A 19341-nucleotide genomic window follows, 5' to 3' on the forward strand; every position below is an offset into this window, starting at 1 on the left:
CCGCTCCAGCCCGAATGAGTGCGGGTCATCCAGGCCATCTCGTCAGGATGACGCGAAAAGCGTCGGACTTGCGGTCTCCTCCGGATCGGTCTGAGATCCTGGAGTCCGATCGAGAGGGGCCGCAGGTATGGAGTGGAAGACCCACGGTGAGCGACAGATCTACACCAACCCTTGGGTGAATCTGTGTCTGGTCGACGTCCAGCAGCCTGACGGGCGCAGGTGGGAGTACCACGTCGTTCGCCTGCGGCACCTGTCCGTGGCCGCCGTGGTCAACGACCGCCAGGAGGTGCTGATGATGTGGCGGCACCGCTTCATCACGGACTCCTGGGCCTGGGAGTTGCCCATGGGCCTGGTCGAGGAGGGCGAGTCTCCTGAGGAGGCGGCGGCCCGTGAAGTCCTGGAGGAGACCGGCTGGCGGCCTGGGCCCATCAAGCCCCTGATCTACGCCGAGCCGGCCAACGGGATCACGGACTCGCAGCACCACGTCTTCCGTGCGGACGGCGCGAGTTACGACGGTCCGCCCACGGAGAAGAACGAGTCCGACCGCATCGAGTGGATACCCCTCAGCGAGGTGCGAGGGATGATCGACCGTCGGGAGATCGTGAGCAGCGGATCCCTTGTCGGCCTCCTGTACCTGCTCATGGATGAAGCGATCCGCTGACCGGTGGGAGGAGTTCCCGTAGCCGGGCCTCGAAGGCCAGGGCTACGGGCTTCTGCCTGTGTGGGGCCAACTGGTCGTAGAACTCCCTGAGGTGGCCTGACACTCGCTCCGAAGCCACCGCCGATGCGGGCTCCAGAGCTTGAGTGGCGGTGTGGCACGCCTGGTCAAGTTTGCCTTGGTCCAGCTGCGTGCGAGCCAGCCAGAAGGCGTGAAACGCGCGGCCTCGCTGATTGTTGCGGGCTTCCCGGCGCAAAGCATCCGCGATCAACGGTTCAGCGGTCGCTGCCTCGCCCAGTCGGCCGTGGGCAATGCCGGTATCGACGATGAGCTTCGGCTCGTCGAAGTAGGCCACCCACGACGGGTCCGGGTCGCTCGCCTGGATCTGCTCGAACTGGCTGTGCGCTTCCGTGATCGCCCGGTGAGTGGAGGCCTGGCTTCCGAGGGTGGCATGGGCGAAGGCTTCCCGCATGGACAGCATCGACAGGACCCGTGGGGTGGTGTCGGCGGCTGAGCGGGCCTGGTCCTGGGCGGCGGTTACGAGTGCGAGGGAGTCCGCGGGCTTGTCCTGGTAGGTGGCCTGCAAGCTCATGCAGGCGAGGACGTTGGCCATGAACTGGCGGTCGTCGATGGTCTTGGCGAGTTGCAGGGCCTCGGTGAAGTAGGCGCGGGCCTGGTTGTACTGGCGGGCGTCGAAGTACGTCCAGCCGGTGAGGCGAGCGAGTTCGGCAGCGATCCCGTACAGGCCGTTCTGGATGGCTGGGGGTCGGCTCTCCTTCAGGAGTCCGACCACATACCGAAGCTGACCGACGACGGCTGGCCGGAGTGCCTCGCCTCCGTGCTGGTCGTCTCGTCGCCAGTAGTCCTCGATGGAGGACCGGAATGCCTCAAGTGTTGCTGCGCTGAGGTTGGTACGCGTGGTCAGCGCAAGGATGCTGTCCACATCGGGTCCCGGTAGGGACGCAGGGGCGAGTTGTTCCTGCTCCGCCACTTGGGGAGCCTCCTGCTCGGTGACGACGAGGGCCTGGGGCGTCTCCCATGGGCGCCGGGCAAGCCCGAGCATGTGCCCTGGAATGCGCAAGCCGTCGGCGATGCGCTCGACGACGTCCATGTGCAGCAACTGGCGGCGTCCCGCGATCACTTCGCCGACGCGGCTCGGCGTCAGCTCGCAGCGCCTTGCGATCATCGACGGGTAGATGCCCGCTCTGGTCTTCACCAGCCGGAAGACTCTGCCGAAGTCCCGTACCCGGCACGCATTGATCATCTCGGGATCGGTGAGCAGCCGGGCAGGCAGCTCCTGCGGCCGGTCGGGGTCGGGCATTGGGCAAGCTCCCAAACTGCGAGGGCTACGCAACGTCGCGGATTCTCTACTTGCCGCGATGTTACCCAAGTTGGGTAATCAGCCGGACCTTTTGGCGGGGGTACCCGAATCGCGATGCTCGTGTGCATGGCGAGCAATCAGCAGACCAGACCAGCCATCGGTGAACTGGCAAAGGACAGTGCCACCGGACGTATCGGCGTCGTCATGGGTGAGATCGGTGGCCGCGTGCAGATGCGGCCGGTCCGTGGCGGCAGGGAGTGGGATGCCATGCCGGGCAACGTGGTGGCACCCAGTGCGCGGGAGGAACTGAGCGCACGCCTGGCCGTGCGGAACGGCAACAGTCAGGTCCCGCTGTGATCCGCGCCATCGGCCGGTATGCCGGGGTCCTGTTCATCATCTGCATCAGCGGTTCGTGCGGTCTGGTGATCGGGATGGCCCTCGGGACCAGCCAGTAGACCGGCCGCCCCGGACGGGTGCCGATCGCCTGTCTCCCCATTCCCGTCCGGGGCCGGCCTCCAAGCCCGATTCCCGATCGTCTACGAGCCGAGCTCGGCGATCAGGACGGGTGGTACGTGCCACGCACCACCTCACCTGAGGAGATTGCACATGACGGCAACAGCGAACGATCACAAGACCGGTCGCGCGGTGGCTGGTGAAGAGCTGTTCGAGAGCCTGGCCCGCTTCGTGGTCATCCACCACGGGAAGTTCCCCGAGCGCGCTGAGCGGATCGCGGACCAGGCGGTCGCGTTCCTGGCCACGGCGGCCACCGCCACCGTCCCCATGGTTCCGTCCGACGACGTCGACCTCGGCTTGCACGCGCTCATCCTGCACACGAAGGAATACGCCCTGCTGTGCGAGCAGTACGCGGGCCGCTTCCTGCACCACAACCCGATGCCCGGTGGAGGAGGCCGCGAACCGGAGAAGGTCGCCGCCTCGGCTCGCGCAATGAAGGCGGCCGGGTTCGTGGTCTTCGACGACCTGTGGACCGTGGACGGCACGAACCTCGCGCAGTGCGACTCGGACTGCGGCCGACCGTACGGTCAGGCGTAGCTCACGACAACAGCGATGCGGCCGGCTTCGACTCGTGGTCGGCCGCATCCGCCCGGAGGGAGAAGAGACCTTGTCCGGCCCAACCCCTGAACTGCCGATCGTGGTGCTCGACGCGCTCATGCCCACGTCGCAGCGTGTGGTCATCAACCGCCGGGGCTCCACGGTCTGGGAGGTGGAGAGCCACCGGGGCCACTACGCCGTGAAGCTCGGGTATCCGATCGAGGCCACGGCCCAGTGGCCTGCTCAGCCTTGGACTGCTTTCGCGCCCGCACGCGAAGGCGCCGTCCTGCATCGCCTCGGCCTCAATGAGATCGCCTACGGCGAATGGGAGCGCGGTACTTGGAACTTCCAGCCGTGGCACGAAGGGCCAGACCTCTACAGGCTGTGGGAGCCATGCCGCAAACAGGGCTCGTCCATCGAACCCCACACCAGCGTGGCGCTGGGATGTGTCGAAGCCCTGGCTGATCTCCACGTACGGGGCTGGGCCCATGGTGATGTGCAGCCCGCCCACTTCATCATCGGGCCGGAACGAACGCACCTCATCGACCTCGCTCTGGCCCGGGGCGGACAGGTACCCAAGGGGTACGACTTCCCGTTCCGCGGCTGCCTCGTCCACTACGAAGCACCGGAGATCGCGCGCAGCGTGCTCGACACTGGGGAAGCGGAGCCGACGCAGGAAGCCGACATCTACGCACTCGGGGCCTCGCTGCTCATCTCCGCCACCGGCTTGCGGGCGGTCGAGTACCCGGACGACGCTCCCCGCCCCGTGCAGCGAGAAGCAGTGGCCAACGGTCTGCGTCGCCCCGTGAAGGTGCCCGGTGAGCTGGGCGAACTGGTCGACGCGATGCTCAGCCATGCTCCGGAGGATCGGCCCACCATCTATGAGGTGGGCAAAGCCCTGACCTGATCCCGAAGGCCCGTCTCGTCTCGCGTCACCCGTGCGCGGACGCCAACAACAAGAGACCGGACCACCCCTCAGCCTGGACAGCAATCCGGGTGACGCTTGGAGGGGGGCTTGTTGGTGTACGGAGCGGCGGCTGGCCTGGTGTGTTGCTGGTTCGCTGAGAGGCGAGGTGGGTGGCTTTGGTGGGGAGGCCGGGGTGTGTGAGCTGGGGTTATGTGTTCTGTGTGGAGCGGGGTTGGGCTCGTTGTAGGTATCGGTAGCGCGAAAAGGCCCGGCGGGTGTTTGTGCTGGTCAGGGCTGTTTTGCTGGGTGGGTGTGGTTAGCGGCGTTGGGTGGGGCGGCTGTGTTGCTCGGCGAGGTGGTCGAGGCGGATGGCGTCGAGTGATTGCTTGGTGATGCGTTCGGTTCCGTCGTGGATGGCGGTGATGGCGGCTTGGCGGATGAGTCGGGTGAGGGATCCGATGCGGCCGGCGGTGCGCTGGTGGAGGTAGGGGGCGTGGTGGGGGAGGGTGCCGGGTTTGTGGTGTTGGAGGGCGAGGTTGTTTTCGATGTCGGTGATGACGTCGCGGAAGGGTTGGTGTTGGCCGTGGCGGGCGGGGAGGGGGCCGCAGTTGATGAGGGTGGCGCGGCCGGCGAGTTGGGCGCCTCGGGTGCCGGTGAACAGGGGTGTGTCGGTGACGTTGATGCCGGCGTAGACGAACGTGGCGGGGAGGCGTTCGGTGACAAATACCCCCACGGTCCACGCCGCAGATGCGCCGTACGCAGCCCCGCAGCCTTTGCCGGGAAGATGTCGTTGACCGGATGATCACCGACATAGACCGTCGCGCCGGGGCCAGCATGCGCCACCTCCATCACCCGGAGGAAGAACTCCGGCTCCGGCTTGGCAACCCCCCACTCTCCGGAGGTCGCGATCACATCCGCCGGAAGATCCAGACCACGCAGCAGCTCACCCGCCCGGGCGGTCTGATTGCCGGCGATGACCACGCGCACGCCCAGACCGCGCAGCGCGGACAGCGCCGGTCGGACGTCGTCGTACAGATCGCTCTCGTCGAAATATTCGCCATGACCGGCTACTTCACGTGCGCGGTACTCGGCTGCGACATCGATGCCGGGGCGGATGAGACGGAGGGCATCGGCGTTGTCGCGGCCCTGCGCCACGACGGCTTCAACGAGGGCCGAGACAGTGTGACGGGGGACCCCCAACCAGTCAGCCCACGACGCCCAGTAGCGGTCGTCCCGCGTGATCGTCTCTCCGACATCCAGCACCACTGTCTCAATCACCCTGGGAGCCTACGGCGTGCATCGCGCGACAGAGAACCAAGCAACGGCGGACGCCGCGGCCAGCAGTCGGCGAGCCCCGGCGGGGCGGCGGACGCCGCGCCCCAGCTCATCGCTGCCGGCCGCGACCAGATCGATTGTCTGGCAGTGCCGCAGGACTTCCACTCCGCGGCTCGCCGGTGGTCCGGGGCACCGACACCGACCCGCCCCGAGCGCGTCTACCTCGACTTCGGCCTGAGGAAGAAGTCCCGCCGGGTGCCCCCGCAGTACTTGAGTGACATCAAAGTCGCTGACATCGGTCATGAGGCTCGCTGCCGGACGGCTCCCGGCGTGAGGCCGACACGGTCGGTCATGCTGCGGCTGTCGGTGTGGGATGTGTGTGGTTGTTGCTCACTTTCAGGTGATGGGCGGGGTTTTGGCGGGGTGGCGGGCTGTGGCGGGGCGGGTGCCTCTGCCGTGGTCTGTGCGTCTTTCTCGGCCTGGCGGGCCGTCAAATTGGTGCATTCAGTGTGTAGATGGATGTTGCAGTCGAGAGTCACAGGAATGTGGGCAATTGGTAACAGGGTTCGTGTGTCGTGGGTCGGGTGTGTGCCGGGGGTCAGGGTGTGGGTGTGCGGCTGACCGGCCGCTCCCCGCCCTCGCACTGTCCTCGCGCGTGGCTCGTTGCTGGGCCGCGTGCGGGGTGGTGCCCGCACCCTGCAGGAGGACCTTGTGTCCGTTTCGACTGTTACTGTCCGTCGTCTGGCTGCCGTCCCGCTGGCGGCCGCTGCCGTGATCGGGGCGGTGGCGCTGCCGGCGTCCGCCGCCGACCACCCGCGTGCGGACCGCACGCGGGTGGAGATCAGCAGCGTGCAGTACGACTCCCCGGGCCGTGACAACCGCTCCAACCGCTCTCTGAACAAGGAGTGGGTGGAGCTGTCCAACACCACTCGCTACAGCGTGAACCTGGACGGGTGGACGCTCACGGACGAGGACGGCCGCACCTACACCTTCGACGGCTACCGCCTGGACGGGCGTGCCACGGTGCGTATCCACACCGGCGAAGGCCGCGACACCCGCACGGACCTCTTCCAGGACCGCCGCCACTACGTGTGGGACAACGACTCCGACACCGCCACCCTGCGCAACCACCGCGGCCGCTTCATCGACGACGCCTCCTGGGGCAGCGACCGCCACCACCACGGCGACCACCACGACCACGGCCGCAGCGACCGCAGCGACCGCAGCGAACACGGCGACCGCAGCGAGCACCACGGAGACCGCAGCGGGCACCACGGCGACCGCAGCGGGCACCACGGTGACCGCAGCGGGCACCACGGTGACCGCGGCCATCACCACGGTGACCGCTTCCACGGCTGACCCGCACACGCGCGCGTGCCGGTGACGACCGAACACGCCACCGGCCCGCTTGCAAGACGGCGGCGCGCCCGGCCCCTTGACGGCCGGGCGCGCCGCAGCCGTGCGCGTGGCGCTGCGCCCTTCATCGCCGGTCAGGCGCGGCCCGCCGGGAGAGCCGGTCATCACGCAGTGCACCCGAGCTCGGCTCGGACCGTTCATCTCGCGGCAGATGACCGACCATCGCTTACAACGTCAACGACGCCCGTCACCAGCCGTCACCACCGACTACGGAACAGAGCCGAACGTCTTACAGCCCTCCGTCTGCGGGGCATGACGAACAGGCTGGTTCGGTGTGGTCACGTCACCGCGGTCAGCGTTGCGAATACGACGACATTGCCTTGGTAGCCAGTTTCTTCGGCGTATTCACCCCCACAGGTGATCACGCGTAATGCGGGCCAGGGGGAACTGCCGTAGACCTTCTCGTCCGGAAACGCCTCCTTGTCGTAGAGCTCGACGGCGTCGACCGTGAAGACCGCTGTTCGCCGGTCTGCCCGGGTGATCTCGATGGTGTCGCCCTTGGCCAGTGCTCCGAGCCGGTAGAAAACCCCGGGTCCTTCCGGCGTGTCGACATGTCCCGTCGTGATGGCTGTCCCCACTGAGCCGGGAGTCGTGCCGTCGCCGTACCACCCGGCAAGGGCCGGCATATCTGCTGATGGTGGGCGCAGTGCTCCTGTCTCGTCGAGGGTCAGTTCCGTCATGGGGGCATTCACGCTGATGGCGGGGACCCGCAGCCGCACCGGATCAGACGGAGGCAGCGCCGACACGGAGGGGTGGTGGGCCGGTGCGGTACTGCTGGGACCGGGCCGCAGGGAGGGGGAGAAGGACTGCGCGGTCGAAGGTTGCGGAGGCTGTCCGCCCCGGAGCGCCGTGGTCATCAGCATCAAGCCCGTCAGCAGGGTGCAGACGAGGAACTTGGTGGAGGGGGTGAACGGGGAGGAAGGATCCACGGGCTCGTCGCCGGGTGCCATTGCTCTAGCGCCTTTGCTTCGCGGCCGAAATGAGTGACGGGAGCGACTCGAGCCCCCGGACCGACACAGGCCCGGGGGCTGGGCCGATGGAGCAGAGTGTCAGGTGCGGGCACCGGCCGGGCGGCGGCGCATCTTGATCGCGCCTCCGGCGGCTGCTCCGGCGAGCAGCACCGCCCCCAGGGCAAGCTGTGTGCCCTTGTCGTTGCCCGCCCCGAAACCAGCATCGACTGCACCGCTGGGGTTGCCGGTGCCGACCATGTACGTGCCCGTGACTTTGACTCGCGGCGGGCACTTCAGAGTGACGGTGTAAGCACCGGGCTCGGTTCCACTCGGCACCTGGAATTCGCCGGTCAGTACGCCCGTGCGGTCGCCTGGGAAGAGGTGGAACGTGCCTCCTGCCTCGGCCTCGCCCTTCCCATAGGTCTCCGAGCCACAGGCTGTGGTGCTGACGCGGACGGTGGAGCCTGGGGCGGCGTGTCTCGTGCTGATGTGGACATCTGAATCACTGGTGGGGCCGCTCGCGGCTGCTGCGGCTGGGCTCGACAGACCGACGGCACCGAGAACCAGACCGATGCCGGCGCCTGCACACTTGATACGCATGAAGTTCCTCCGGGGAAGCAGTGGCCGGCCGGAATGCGCGGCACCGTTGTTGTGCTCCGCTCATGAGAAAACCGACAGACCGTCAGGGCTGCAACACGGCATACGGACGGATGGGTCACTCGGCCACACCCAGCGACCGCAGTCCTTTGATCATTTACGCAGGTGAGCGGCTTCGAGGGAGAGATTGGAAGAATGCACCGCACCGGTGACGAAGGCCAGCGTGCATCCCGTCGTGGAACGCGCTGGACGCCCGGCACTGGGGCGAGGCCGGGAAGCTCCCGCCGGCGGACCTCGCCCGCGTGCTGGGCGTGTACGCGTCGCGGGTGATGACGCCGCGTGGTTCGACCGCGGTGACCGGTCTGGAGCTGATGACCGCTCTGCACCCGCCGACCCGCGCCTCCGAGCCGGACACCGACGGCAAGCGGCACTCCGAGCACAACCCCGGCTCGCTGGGCAAGGACCCGGTCGACTGCGCGCCGTGCGAGGCCCCCGACGGGCACCCGCTCCTCAAGGATCTGCCGCGCTTCCATGTCCGCGGTCCCGGGGAGAAGCTGTTCGAGGAGGCGTACGACTGGGCGCGGCCGATGACGGATGCCGAATGCACGCTGCGGCATCTGGTCGGCATCGACGTGAACATGGCCTTCGCCGCCGGCGCCAACGGCCTGATCGTCGGCGTCGGTGCGCCGAGGCACGTCAAGGCGCCGGTGTTCGATGCGAAGCTGCCCGGCTCCGGGTTGGTCGACCTGTCCCACGCCGAACTGTCGAGGGTGAAGGTCCCGGTTGCCCGCCGCGGCCCTCGAGCCAGCCGGGAACCGGCATCGCGTCACGTATGACGGCCCACTCCGCGTCGCTCCTGTCGGACGGATACTTCGGTCGCCTGTACGGCCGGTCCCTGGCGTTCCCGAACCGGTGAGCGAGACAATCACACGACAGGGACGCCGAGTTGGACGACATCGACGCCGGCACGGAAGACTGCAGCACCAGAGGCCTCCTGCTGCTCGGTTGGATTCGACACCCACGAGCTGTGCGGGAGGCCCGCTTTCATGCCCGGCCGGCCACGAGATCACCCGACCGAGGCGCCGACCTCGAACTCACGCCCACCAAGATCGATAGAGCAACAGCTTCTGACGACGTATCCGCAGCTCACCACACCCTTCAGGCTGTGGTCGGGAGCCCGACATCCCCCTCTGCACACCCCCGCGTCACCCCAGAACAGAAAGAAGGGAAGGGGAGGGACGGGCGGCGGAAGGGGCGTGCGGCCGGGGGATCGGGGCGTCTGCTCGTCCTGTTGCGCGTCGGCGGGGCCTCCGGGCTTCGCACCGGCGGGGCCGGCGCACCGCAAGGGAGCGGGGCAAGTGCGGCTGCCGTGGGGTCAGCGCGCGGCAGACTCGCCGGTCCCCTGACGCGTGTCGGGCTCGTAGAGGGCGCGGGCCTCAGTCACGGCCCGCTGCCAGCTGCGGTCACTGCCGCCGTGCTGGCGTGCCAGCTGTGCGGCGATGCCGCGCCGGTCTCCGCCGGCCTGCCGGAGTTCCTCGAGGGCGATGGGCGACGGCCTCGTCGCGATGGGCGCGGCTGGGTCCGCCTCCCTGGTTGCCCCGGCCGTCTCCTTTACGCCGTCCAGCCGCCTGCAGACGACCTGTCCCGACGTCCTCCTGCCAGGCCGCCCAGAACGCCTCCACGGCCTCCTGGTCGTAGTAGTGGACCCGTTCCAGCGTGCACGCCACCTCCGGATACCGGCGCTTCTCCGGCTGCTGCTCACGCTCCCCATATCCGGAGTCCAGAAGCGGACTCATCTCCGGCGAACAGGACGGGTCATGACAGAGGATCAGGTAGCGGTCGTACCGGTCGTCCCCCCGGCGCCGCCGGCCCGGCCCGGGGACTACGACGCCGCGACCCGGGCCGTGCTCGACCACATCGACGGCCAGGCAGTGCGCGCCATCGCCGTGGCCAAGGGGTAGACACCCGGCACCGTCGACCAGCTGGGCGGACTCATCCGCAGCATGCCGGCCGCCAGGTATCCCACGGATTGGAGCCGGGCCCTGGAGCTTCTCCTCGTCGACCCCGACCGCGGCCTGAACCTGCGCAACGACATCTGCTACGGCTTGATCGGCACACCACTCAGGCACCGCGTCGCGCTCATCCTCCAGGCCGGGCTGTACCTGCTCAGCTGCGCCCACGGACATCGAACGCTCGCACCCCTCACCCAGCCCCTTAAGTTCCAGCACGGCTGAACCTCTCGTGGCAGCCTCCCCCAGATGGGACGACGCCCCCGAGACCTCGCCGCCGGGACACGGCGGTGAGGGGCGGGGGCGTCGTAGGTGAGGGGTGGAGAGTGGCGGGTGGGTGCCGGTGGGCGGGTGTGTTACTCGGTCTGCGCGGCGGCGGTCGTCACGTCCGTCACCTTCCAGCGCTGGTTGGTGCCGGAGTTCGCCAGCCATACGCCCACGCCGGCTCCCTCGTTCGTGGACTGGCCGTTGACGTCCGCGAGTCGGCCGGTGGCGGCGTTGACGAGGGTCCAGGTGCCGTCGCCGGTGGTGGACATGATCCACTGGGCGGCGCTGTCGGGGCGGCCTTCGGAGGGCTCTGCCACCAGGGCGCCGTCCCGGACGGCGAGCCGCTTGTCCTCGGCGGCCTCGCTGAAGGTGTACCGCTTGCGGTTGTCGGTGCCGGTGATCCGCTCCAGGCGCCACTGCTGACCGCTGGGGTCGGTGGAGTCGGCGCTCTTGATGACGAGGCCGGTGCCGTTGTCGGCGATGGTGAGGTCCTTGCCGCTCTGGACGCCGGTCAGCCGGTAGGTGTGGCCCTTGCGCAGCTCGGCCGCGTCCTTGGCGACGCCGGAGACTCCCTTGACGAGGAAGGACGTCACCGACTGGGCGGGCACGGTGAGGGTCGCCTGCTGGCCGGTGACCCGGACGGGCCTCTGCTTCTCCAGCTTGCCGTCGGCGCTGGTCACCACCGGGGTGACGGTGGCGTGGGAGGAGATCCGGCCGAACTTCGACAGGTCGAGCGTGACATCGCGCGCCTCGGTGGTGCTGTTGACGTGGACGACCGTCGCCGCGTTGCCCTTCTTGGAGATGGCCGCGGTGCTGGAGGTGTCGTCCGTCTTGATCAGCCGGTCGCCGGGCTTGATGTAGTGGGTGAAGTTGCGGGCCGTGTCGAACTTCGTGTTCGTGTAGATCGGGCAGGTCTTGAGGGTGTCCGCGGACGTGCAGCTGAACGGGAGCTGGATCTCGCCCCAGTTGCCGCCCTTCGCGGACTCACCGCCGGGCTTCATGTTGTCGTAGTCCTCGACGGGCTGCCAGAACACCCAGGCGCTGGGCTCCAGTTCACGCAGGTCGTCGACCATGCGCTGGGCCAGGCCCAGGCCGGGCCGCATGTCCGTGAAGCTCTGGCCGTCGCCCCAGTCGCCCTCGACCTCGCTCATCCACAGCGGCTTGTCCGCGGCCTTGGCCAGGTCACGCACGGTGGTGCGCTGGCCGGTGCCGTAGGTGTGAACGTTCATCTGGCCGACGAGGTCGCGGACCTCCTGGGGGTAGGAGTTCCAGTTGGTGGCGAACAGGCCCGGGTTGGTCTCGTCCATCGCGGAGGTCTCCGCGTTCGTCCTGGACGCCTCCAGGGTCGGGGCCAGTGCGCGGATCACCTTCTGCTGGAGCTCGGGGCCGATGTGGGCGCCCTCCTGCCGGCCGCCGACGGGCTCGCCGTCCGCACCGAGCTTGGTGCCCCAGTAGCTGGTGTTCGGCTCGTTGAACGGGTCGAGCGTGTCGACCTTGATGCCGTGCGCCTTCTCCAGGCGCTCGGTAGCCCCCACCAGGTACTTGGCGAAGTCCTCCACGGACTCGGTCTTCAGCTGGTCCTTGCCCGCGTCGAAGTTGCCGGAGACGTACCCGCTCTCGGTCATGAACCACGGCGGCGAGTTGCTGAACGTCTCCCAGTGGGTGATGTCCTTCTTGATGCGGTCGATCCACCACCGCTGCGTCTTGTCGGCCTTGTTGTTCCAGTCGGCGGGGTCGTCGGCGTCCCACCAGTCGACGTCCTCGCGGGTGGTGCCGGCCGGAGCCTTCCACCAGCCCTCGACCGCGCCGCCGGCGCGCAGGTAGTCCTTGACGTCCGGGGCGTTGCCGCCGCCGATGTTGTAGCGGGCGATGTTGAGGGCCAGGCCGTCGTCCCCGAAGAGGAGCTGGGCCAGCTTCTCGCGTACCGCGGGCGGGTAGTCGCCGGTGGCGTTGGCGAACCAGACCAGGCTCGTGCCCCAGCCCTCGAACCTCTCCTGCTGGTAGGAGGGGTCGGGCCGGACGGTGACCGAGGCGGTGGCGGTCGGCTCCGCGGGCGCGGCCGGCACCGAGGTGGCGGCCAGGACGGTCCCGGTGGCGAGGGCTGTGATGCCGATGCCCAGGAGCCTTCTCCTACGGGTGGGGTGTGCCATCTCGAGTACTCCAGCTCTTCTGTGCGCCGCGCGTCCCGGCGGGACACAGAGATCGGGGCCTGCGTGGTGGGGGTCGGGGAGGCGGTATGTTTACGTAAACATCCAGTAGGCGTGATGTCTACACGGTGCGGATCTCGGCGGTCAAGGAGTCTGCCGGGACCGAAAGTTGCGTAGTCGAGCTGTGATTGAGAGGTTCACAGTTGGTGTGGCGTGTGGGCTGTGAGCTGGGGTGTTGTGGGTTTTATGAGAAGGGAAGGGACTTTGTTCGGGATGCTTTGGCGGTGGTGAGGGGGCGTCTGGTCTGGGGTTGTTGGCGTTGTTGATAACGGTGGTGTGGTGTTGGTGATGGTGTCTGGCATTTAAAGGGCTGGTGCGGGTTTGTGCTGGTCATCGGGTTGTTGGGTGTGCGTCGCTGCTGATTGGGCGGGTCTATGCCCTTGTTGGTGGGTGGGGGTTGGCGCCCGTCTGGTACAGGGCGGTGTCGATGTCGCGTGCACTCCAGCCGTCGGCGGGTGCTGCGCCGTGCTTGAGGAGGTCGTCGAGGAGTTGGAGGTAGCGGCCGTAGCGTCCCGGCGTGGGGGTGAGGGTGAGGCCGAGGGTGTCCAGGGCGTGTTGGACGCGGCGGTCGTAGACGGCCATCCGCTGGGGTGCTGCTGCGGTGAGGATGGCTGAGGCGAGGGCGTCGCCGGTGCGGAAGCCGGGCAGTTCCCAGATGATGCCGCGTCCTGTGCGGGCGGCTTCGCCAGGGGTGAGGGCGGTGTCGCGGACGGCGGTGACGGCCCGCTCGGTGACGGCTCGTACGTGAGTGTCGGGCAGGGACATGAGGTCTGTTGCCCAGCGGGTCTGTGCGGTCAGCCGTTTCCAGACGACGAGGGCTGCGATGTCTGTCTTGCCGAGGCTGCCGCTGTGTTCGGTGCGCTGCGCGACCTCGTGGAAGACCTCGTCGTAGTGGGGTGAGACGGCGGCGAGGTAGCCGGCGCGGGCGGGAATCAGGACGTCCCACACCCGGCCGTAGAGGGCGGTGAAGTCTTCGTCATGGGGCGTCTCAGCGCTCTTCGTCACGTCCGCATCATGCCGGTGTGGCTGGCGTGCGGGTGCGGGGGCGGCTTGCTTCTTCGGCGAGGTGGTCGAGCTGGATGGCTTCGAGTGTTTTTTTGGTGATGCGTTCGGTGCCGTCGCAGATGGCGGTGATGGCTGCTTGGCGGAGGAGGCGGGCGAGGCTTCCGATGCGGCCGGCGGTGCGTTGGTGGAGGTAGGTGGCGTGGCGGGGGAGTGTGCCGGGTGTGTGCTGCTGGAGGTCGAGGGCGTTCTCCATGTCGGTGATGAGGTCGGTGAAGGGTCGGGTGTTTCCGTGGCGGGCGGGGAGGGGGCCGCAGGTGATGAGGCTGGCGCGGCCGGCGAGTTGGGCGCCGCGGACTCCGGTGAACAGTGGGGTTGAGGCGACGTCGATGCCGGTGTAGACGAAGGTCGCTCTGATGCGTTCGGTGAGGTCTTTGAGGAGGTCGGCGGCTTCGGCGCCGGTGGTGGTGCGGGGGTTGAGGCGGTGGATCTCGTCGATGAGGATCAGACGGACGCCGGCTTGGGTGTAGGTGTGGCAGACGGCCTCGGTGATCTGGGTCTGGGTCATGCGGGTGGTGACGGGGATGCCGAGGTAGCGGGCGAATTCGGTGGCGAGGGTCTTGGCGGTGGCGCCGGGCGGCACCAGCAGGTACGCGACCGGCACCTGCTGGTGGGCGCGTCCGGGCGGGGCGGGGTGGTTGCGGGTGTGGGCGAGGTGGCAGGTGCGCCCGACTTCGAGGAGGGCGGTTGTTTTCCCGGCCGCGGCGGGGCCGGTGACGATCAGTGAAGGCCGGGCGGTGGTCTGCTGGTGGCGGCCGAGCAGCATCAGGGTGCGGACCTGGGTGGCGAGGGTGTTGATGGCGGGGGTGCGGACGGTGACGAACGCGGAGTGGTAGGCGAGGCGTTCTTCCGTGCTGCGCGGGGTGTCGCCGGGCTGGGGCGGGGTGGGGGGAGGGGTGGTGGCGAAGTCCTGCCAGCCCTGCCAGGTGGTGATCGGCCACTCGGGTTCGTTGTCATGGGCGTCCGGCCAGGGGCCGTCGGCGCGTGTGCGGGCAGGCTTGTTTGCCGGGCCGGCGGTGGTGATGTGCGGGCGGGTGGTCACCAGTTGAGGGCTTCCTGGGCTGCGTCGTAGAGGCCGAGTCCGGTGTACGGCACGGGGGCATCGCCGGGTTCGTCCTCGCCGTCGGTTTGCTCTGCGTCGTCGGGCAGGTCGTCGAGTTCGTCGAGGCTGTCGTCGTCCCGGCCGTCGGCCTGCTGCGGGATGGGAGGGTGGGGGGTGGCTGCGGTCGGGGGTGTTTTCAGCGGTGCGCTGCGGGTGATCAGGCGCTGTTCGCCGGGGGTGGCGGTGCCGGTGTGGGCGCGGCGCATGAGCTGGTCGAGGGCGTCGGCGAGGTCGGCTTCGTGGGTGTCGCGGTCGCCGTGGCGGGCGGTGACGGTTTTGACGTGCTGCCAGGTGGCGCTGTTGAAGGGCTGGTGGATGTGGTCGCGGTGGATCCACGGGATCTCGGTCAGGTGTCCGTCGGGCAGGCGGATGAAGACCTGGCGGGCGTCGTGGGGGTTGGTGTGGATCTCCCACTTGCCGCCGCGGGAGGTGATGGGGGAGGGCTGGCCGCGGTAGGGGGCCAGGACGTCCGCGTCGTAGGTGCGGTGGTCGATGCGGATGCCGCGCTGGGTGATGGCCTGCCAGCGCACCGGCAGCAGTTCGAGGTAGTCGCTGCCGCTCAACGGGAGGGGCACGTGGCCGGTGACGGCGATGAGGGCGGCCCACATCTGGTTCGGGGTCAGGGCTTTTTTGGGCAGGGTGGGGTGGCGCAGGCCTTCGTGGGGGCGGTGGTGGTAGTGGATCAGCCATTCGTCCAGCAGGTCCTGCAGCTGGGGGACGCTGAAGCATCCCTCGGTTTCGGCGTCGGGTCCGCGGCGGGTGACGTCGTAGCCGGTGTAGCCGGGCAGGTGCTGGCACAGCAGGGCGTTGATGGTGCCGAAGGTGCGTTCGACGATGCCTTTGGCGGCGGGGGCGTGGGGCGGGGTGGGCTGGACGCTGATGCCGAGGGTTTCGCAGGCGGCGGTGAACGCCGCGGACAGGTAGATCTTGCCCCGGTCGACGACGATCGTCTCGGGCACCACCACCGGCCGGGCCGCCGCGCCCTGAAGGCGTTCGTCCAGGCTCAGCAGCCGCTGGAGCTGGGGGAGCGGAGTGTGGGCGAGGCGCAAGGCGTCGGGCCAGGTGGGGCGGGCCGGGTGCGGGACGGCCATCTCGGCGAGCAGCAGGGCGGCATCCACGGCCTTGGTGCCGGCCGGGCGCAGGACGGCGGCGAGGATGGCTCGGGTGGCGACGTCGACGGCGATCGTGAGTTCGGGCCGTCCGGTGGTGCCGTCGTCGAAGACGGCCATCACGTCCAGGCGGGTGGTGTCGGCCTGTACCTGCTCGCCCGGCCGCAGCGCCACGGTCGGGGTGAAGGCCCGCCTGCCGGCCGGGGTGTTGAGGGCGCGGGCGGGGCGGTGGGGGTGTTCGGCGGGATGGGCGAGCTGGTTCACGAGCCGGTAGAAGGTGGCCTGGGAGGGCATCGGCACAGTGTCGCGGCCGTGCCGGTCGGTCAGGATCTGCGTGACCAGGGGGTTCAGGCCTTTGACGGTGCCCTTGGAGCGGCCGCGCTGGCGGCGCAGTGCTTCCTCGATCGCGGCGATGACCCTCTCGTCGGTGCGCCCGGTGGGGAGGGGGCGGCGGGTGGTGCGGTGGTCGACCAGACCCCACAGGCCCTGTTTGCGGTAGGCCAGGCGCATGCGCTGCACCGTGGTGCGCGAAACGGGCCCGAAGCCGATCGCGGTCAGCTCCGCGGCTTTGGCCTTCTCGCGCTGGGCGAGCGTGAACCGGGCAGGGTCGTACTCGGCCCGGGGCACCGAACCGCTCTCGGGCCCGCCGGGCAGACCGGACTCCACCTCGCGGATGTGCCGCTGCCAGGCCAGCGCCCTGCGGCGCGCGTCCTCGGGCGCGGTCTCGAACAGCCCCCACCGCGTCACCGCCTGGGGCATCTCGGCCCCCACGAGGCAGAAGGACGCATCGGCGAACAGGTGCCCGGCCAGCACCCGCTCCTCGTCTCCGCTCTCACCGGCCAGGTGGACCTGTTGCCCGGCCAGGGCGACCACCTGCCAGGCGCGGTCACGGAAGCGGACGTGCGCGCCGACTTCGAGGACCGGCCTGCCACCGCGCCGTCCGCTCACCGCCCGTCCCCGCGATGGCGGCCGCCGGTTCTGGGCGCCGAGCCGCCGGCGCCGTTTGCCGCGTGGCGGTCACCTGCCGCCGACGCGCTGCTGGAGGCGAGGCTCCCGGTGCCGGGCGGACATCCTTCACTGCCGGTGCCGGTGCCGGCACCGGGGCTGGGGCTGACGAGGGCCCGCTCATGCAGCGGCACGTCCAGGGGCGTGGTGAGGTGCCCGTGCCACAGGGCGTGGAAGACGGCGGGCAGGACTTCGATCGGGTCGCCGGCCGCTTCGGCGCCCTCGAGCAGCGGCCGCGGCTGTGCGAACGCCTCACGTACGGCGGCCGCGAGAGGGGGACGGCCGGCGTTGCGGGGGTGGCGGTAGCCGGCCAGCCATTTCAGATTCGCCGAACGCGTCTCATCCAGTGGCTCAAGGCGCTGGTAGCTCCAGCCGGCCTGCGCGCACGCGGCCTTAAGGACCTTCGCGGCCTTCCGGGCCCGGTCACCGCCGGCCTCCGGGCGGCTGGGACAGTCGGCCAGCACAGCGGTGCCGTCGCGGTAGCGGGCGAAGAGCTGCGGCACCCATGAACGCACCTGGCCGCTCCCGTCCCGCCACAGCAGACGCACCGGCCGCCCGGCCAGGCCGACCACCTCGGGGTCGCGGTCCAGCACCGTCAGCTGCGCCCGCATCGCGGCCGACCCGCAGGACACATGCCGGCCGGTCGTGGCCGACCACCACTGGCCGGGCCCCCACCGCCGCCCCGGCACCACCGGGAACGCCGACACCGGCTCCAGCTCCTCGAAGGCCACCGCCAGGACCGCGTCCGCCCACCGCTGCTGCACCACCTGCCCGATGGGGTCGACGAAGACCGCCTCCCACCCGGCCCCGGTATCCGTCTGCGCGTGCTGTGAGCGGCCGCCCGCTGCGGCCGCTGCGTCCTTGCTGCCCACGTACCCCAGCCAAGCCCGCCCTGCCTGGGGCGCGGGCTGCTTCACGGATATTGATCACGCAGCGACGGGCAATGAGCTGCTGTGCAAGGACGGTTCGCACATCCGTCGCCTCCTGATCACACCCACCGCTCCACGGCTGGCCATTCGTTGTGATCAGCCACGAGCACATCCGCCAGGACGTCGGCTGGCAGGCGGGCCCATTGCGCCAGATCCTCCAGTGCCATCCCGGCCGTGAGGGCTGCTGCTGCGCTCTCCCGTAGGGCCTGGTCGATCAGTGTGGCGGCGTGGCCGAGGTTGCGCAGCAACTGCTGTGCGGCGTCGGCGGTCTTGCCGTACTGAGCGCCGCGCAGCTGGATCAGCTGTTCTTCGGCGCTCTCGATCGCTCGGGTGATCAGGGCGCGCTGTTCGGCGGGCACCGCTGCCCGCCACGTTCGTGCCGAGCCGGGTGTCTTCTTCTCCTTGCCCAGCAGGCGCAGTTGTCCGGCGATGGTGGCGGGCTGGTGTTCCTGGCGCAGCCACCAGGGGTCGTTGTCGTATCCGGGAGGTCCGCCTTCGCCGCGGCGAAGGCGGATGACGGCGCCCATCCAGTTGGTCAGCGGGCTGCCGTAGTCGGTCGCGGCGAGCGGTCCCAGCCACGGGCGGTCCACGCGCTCGCCGAGCCGGCGGCAGAACATCCCGTCGGCGGGCAGCGGCCGCGGCTTGAGGGCGCCGCTGTCGATCCACGCGAGCTGAGCCATGGCCGGGTCCAGCAGCGCGTCAGCGACGGCCATCACCTCGGGGAAGATGGCCGCGTCCCGCCCCACGATCCGCCACCGCTCCAGATCCTTCCCGGCGTTGCCACCGGCGACCTGGTGCAGCCGGTGCGGCCAGATCGTCTCCTGTTGCCAGACAAGGGTCTGCTCCCACCACCGGGCCACCACCGCGTGGGCCAGCGCGAACACCCGCTCCGGCTGGGCCCCGGCGCGCAGCGCCCGCCGTGCCACCCCGGTCCACCGCCGCTGCGCCGCGGCGACTTCCGGCACGCCGCGCAGATCGAGGTGCTCCAGGGGCTGGTCGGCGTCCGCGTCCAGGAGCCACCACCCGTGCCGGACACACACCCGCTGCCAGCGCTGCGCATACCGCACCACCCGCACCGCCGTCCCGGTGCGCCGGGCGGTGCACAGGCGGCAGCCGAACGTCACCGGCCCGGCGAGTGCGCCGCCGATCCGCCACGCAGCCGCGGGCCCGGCGTCCTGTCCGGCCGGCAGTTTGGCGTCCTCCTGCCCCCAGGACGGCAGCGCCCGCGCCAGGACGTCTTCCTCGACGCCGCACAGGCCTGCCAGGAGCTGCCGTCCGGCTGCGTTCAGCAGCACCTCGGCATCGGCCCGCGCGCCCCCGCCGTCGTGCCCCGGCGGGTAGTTGCGCCAGTGCCAGCACGACCGCAACGCCTTCGCTTCCATCCCGTAGAGGCTCGCGATGCGGCAGATCAGCGACGAGGTCGTCTCCGTGGCCAAGGGGGCGACGCGAACCACTCCGCAGCGATGGCCGCTGCCAT

At 69.5% G+C, this 19341-nt stretch carries 16 protein-coding genes and 3 pseudogenes; 8 read left to right on the forward strand and 11 right to left on the reverse strand.

Going from position 1 to position 19341, the window contains the following annotated elements; translation table 11 throughout:
- Window positions 1–127 precede the first annotated feature (127 nt).
- The gene (locus tag OG252_RS51765; RefSeq protein WP_329345042.1) at window positions 128–661 is read left to right on the forward strand and encodes an NUDIX hydrolase; all 534 of its coding nucleotides are present in this window, start codon (window positions 128–130) and stop codon (window positions 659–661) included.
- Here OG252_RS51765 and OG252_RS51770 read toward each other — a convergent pair.
- Window positions 639–1979: a helix-turn-helix domain-containing protein gene (locus tag OG252_RS51770; RefSeq protein WP_329345043.1), complete on the reverse strand. Its 1341-nt coding sequence runs from the start codon at window positions 1977–1979 to the stop codon at window positions 639–641. The two genes, OG252_RS51765 and OG252_RS51770, sit on opposite strands and share 23 nt — an antisense overlap.
- Before the next feature lie 114 nt (window positions 1980–2093).
- Here OG252_RS51770 and OG252_RS51775 point away from each other — a divergent pair, with 114 nt between their 5' ends.
- The 3 genes from OG252_RS51775 (at window position 2094) to OG252_RS51785 (ending at window position 3936) form a co-directional block, all read left to right on the forward strand.
- Window positions 2094–2336 (forward strand): hypothetical protein, encoded by a 243-nt coding sequence (locus OG252_RS51775; RefSeq protein ID WP_266447931.1) that lies wholly within the window; start codon window positions 2094–2096, stop codon window positions 2334–2336.
- 249 nt (window positions 2337–2585) lie between these two features.
- Window positions 2586–3029 carry a hypothetical protein gene (locus OG252_RS51780; protein ID WP_329345044.1) on the forward strand — a complete coding sequence of 148 codons (444 nt, stop codon included), beginning with the start codon at window positions 2586–2588 and terminating at the stop codon, window positions 3027–3029.
- A 70-nt stretch (window positions 3030–3099) separates the two neighbouring features.
- A complete protein-coding gene (locus OG252_RS51785) occupies window positions 3100–3936 on the forward strand; it encodes a protein kinase domain-containing protein (protein ID WP_329345436.1) in 837 nt (278 codons plus the stop codon).
- A 316-nt stretch (window positions 3937–4252) separates the two neighbouring features.
- On the opposite strand, the pseudogene OG252_RS51790 reads toward OG252_RS51785, so the two are convergent.
- Window positions 4253–4657, reverse strand: a pseudogene (locus tag OG252_RS51790) (ATP/GTP-binding protein); the annotation flags it as partial.
- A pseudogene (locus OG252_RS51795) lies at window positions 4657–5211 on the reverse strand (HAD family hydrolase); the annotation flags it as partial. The pseudogenes OG252_RS51795 and OG252_RS51790, both read right to left, overlap by 1 nt.
- A gap of 711 nt (window positions 5212–5922) precedes the next feature.
- Here OG252_RS51795 and OG252_RS51800 point away from each other — a divergent pair.
- A complete protein-coding gene (locus OG252_RS51800) occupies window positions 5923–6570 on the forward strand; it encodes a lamin tail domain-containing protein (RefSeq protein ID WP_329332725.1) in 648 nt (215 codons plus the stop codon).
- Between the two features lie 335 nt (window positions 6571–6905).
- Here OG252_RS51800 and OG252_RS51805 read toward each other — a convergent pair whose 3' ends face one another.
- Window positions 6906–7577: a class F sortase gene (locus OG252_RS51805; RefSeq protein WP_406498733.1), complete on the reverse strand. Its 672-nt coding sequence runs from the start codon at window positions 7575–7577 to the stop codon at window positions 6906–6908.
- A gap of 99 nt (window positions 7578–7676) precedes the next feature.
- Window positions 7677–7835 (reverse strand): hypothetical protein, encoded by a 159-nt coding sequence (locus OG252_RS51810; RefSeq protein WP_329332723.1) that lies wholly within the window; start codon window positions 7833–7835, stop codon window positions 7677–7679.
- Between the two features lie 563 nt (window positions 7836–8398).
- On the opposite strand from OG252_RS51810, the pseudogene OG252_RS51815 reads away from it, so the two are divergent.
- The 3 genes and pseudogenes from OG252_RS51815 to OG252_RS51825 all read left to right on the forward strand — a co-directional run.
- Window positions 8399–8953, forward strand: a pseudogene (locus tag OG252_RS51815) (telomere-associated protein Tap); the annotation flags it as partial.
- 1038 nt (window positions 8954–9991) lie between these two features.
- A complete protein-coding gene (locus OG252_RS51820) occupies window positions 9992–10135 on the forward strand; it encodes a hypothetical protein (RefSeq protein WP_329332721.1) in 144 nt (47 codons plus the stop codon).
- Window positions 10136–10177: 42 nt separating this feature from the next.
- Window positions 10178–10408: a hypothetical protein gene (locus tag OG252_RS51825; RefSeq protein WP_329332719.1), complete on the forward strand. Its 231-nt coding sequence runs from the start codon at window positions 10178–10180 to the stop codon at window positions 10406–10408.
- 131 nt (window positions 10409–10539) lie between these two features.
- Here OG252_RS51825 and OG252_RS51830 read toward each other — a convergent pair whose 3' ends face one another.
- The 6 genes from OG252_RS51830 to OG252_RS51855 all read right to left on the reverse strand — a co-directional run bounded on the left by OG252_RS51830 (window position 10540) and on the right by OG252_RS51855 (window position 19300).
- The gene (locus OG252_RS51830; RefSeq protein WP_329332717.1) at window positions 10540–12600 is read right to left on the reverse strand and encodes a glycoside hydrolase; all 2061 of its coding nucleotides are present in this window, start codon (window positions 12598–12600) and stop codon (window positions 10540–10542) included.
- Window positions 12601–13029: 429 nt separating this feature from the next.
- Window positions 13030–13662: a hypothetical protein gene (locus OG252_RS51835; RefSeq protein ID WP_329332714.1), complete on the reverse strand. Its 633-nt coding sequence runs from the start codon at window positions 13660–13662 to the stop codon at window positions 13030–13032.
- Between the two features lie 7 nt (window positions 13663–13669).
- Window positions 13670–14653: a TniB family NTP-binding protein gene (locus OG252_RS51840; RefSeq protein WP_329345046.1), complete on the reverse strand. Its 984-nt coding sequence runs from the start codon at window positions 14651–14653 to the stop codon at window positions 13670–13672.
- Window positions 14654–14757: 104 nt separating this feature from the next.
- Complete coding sequence (locus OG252_RS51845) at window positions 14758–16878, reverse strand: transposase (protein ID WP_329332712.1); 2121 nt, start codon at window positions 16876–16878, stop codon at window positions 14758–14760.
- Entirely contained in the window at window positions 16875–17807 is a 933-nt protein-coding gene (locus OG252_RS51850; protein WP_443068372.1) for a TnsA-like heteromeric transposase endonuclease subunit, read from the reverse strand. Before OG252_RS51850 ends, OG252_RS51845 begins: the two co-directional genes overlap by 4 nt.
- 116 nt (window positions 17808–17923) lie before the next feature.
- The gene (locus OG252_RS51855; RefSeq protein WP_329332710.1) at window positions 17924–19300 is read right to left on the reverse strand and encodes a DNA-binding protein; all 1377 of its coding nucleotides are present in this window, start codon (window positions 19298–19300) and stop codon (window positions 17924–17926) included.
- Between the last annotated feature and the right edge of the window lie 41 nt (window positions 19301–19341).

Origin of the sequence: Streptomyces sp. NBC_01352, assembly GCF_036237295.1 — a bacterium.
GTDB lineage: Bacteria > Actinomycetota > Actinomycetes > Streptomycetales > Streptomycetaceae > Streptomyces > Streptomyces plumbiresistens.

Coding starts and splice junctions, on each gene's coding strand:
- OG252_RS51830 (WP_329332717.1), bottom strand. CDS start 12,600: ATGGCACACCCCACCCGTAGGAGAAGGCTCCTGGGCATCGGCATCACA.
- OG252_RS51810 (WP_329332723.1), bottom strand. CDS start 7,835: ATGGTCGGCACCGGCAACCCCAGCGGTGCAGTCGATGCTGGTTTCGGG.
- OG252_RS51805 (WP_406498733.1), bottom strand. CDS start 7,577: ATGGCACCCGGCGACGAGCCCGTGGATCCTTCCTCCCCGTTCACCCCC.
- OG252_RS51780 (WP_329345044.1), top strand. CDS start 2,586: ATGACGGCAACAGCGAACGATCACAAGACCGGTCGCGCGGTGGCTGGT.
- OG252_RS51770 (WP_329345043.1), bottom strand. CDS start 1,979: ATGCCCGACCCCGACCGGCCGCAGGAGCTGCCTGCCCGGCTGCTCACC.
- OG252_RS51765 (WP_329345042.1), top strand. CDS start 128: ATGGAGTGGAAGACCCACGGTGAGCGACAGATCTACACCAACCCTTGG.
- OG252_RS51820 (WP_329332721.1), top strand. CDS start 9,992: ATGACAGAGGATCAGGTAGCGGTCGTACCGGTCGTCCCCCCGGCGCCG.
- OG252_RS51825 (WP_329332719.1), top strand. CDS start 10,178: ATGCCGGCCGCCAGGTATCCCACGGATTGGAGCCGGGCCCTGGAGCTT.
- OG252_RS51775 (WP_266447931.1), top strand. CDS start 2,094: ATGCTCGTGTGCATGGCGAGCAATCAGCAGACCAGACCAGCCATCGGT.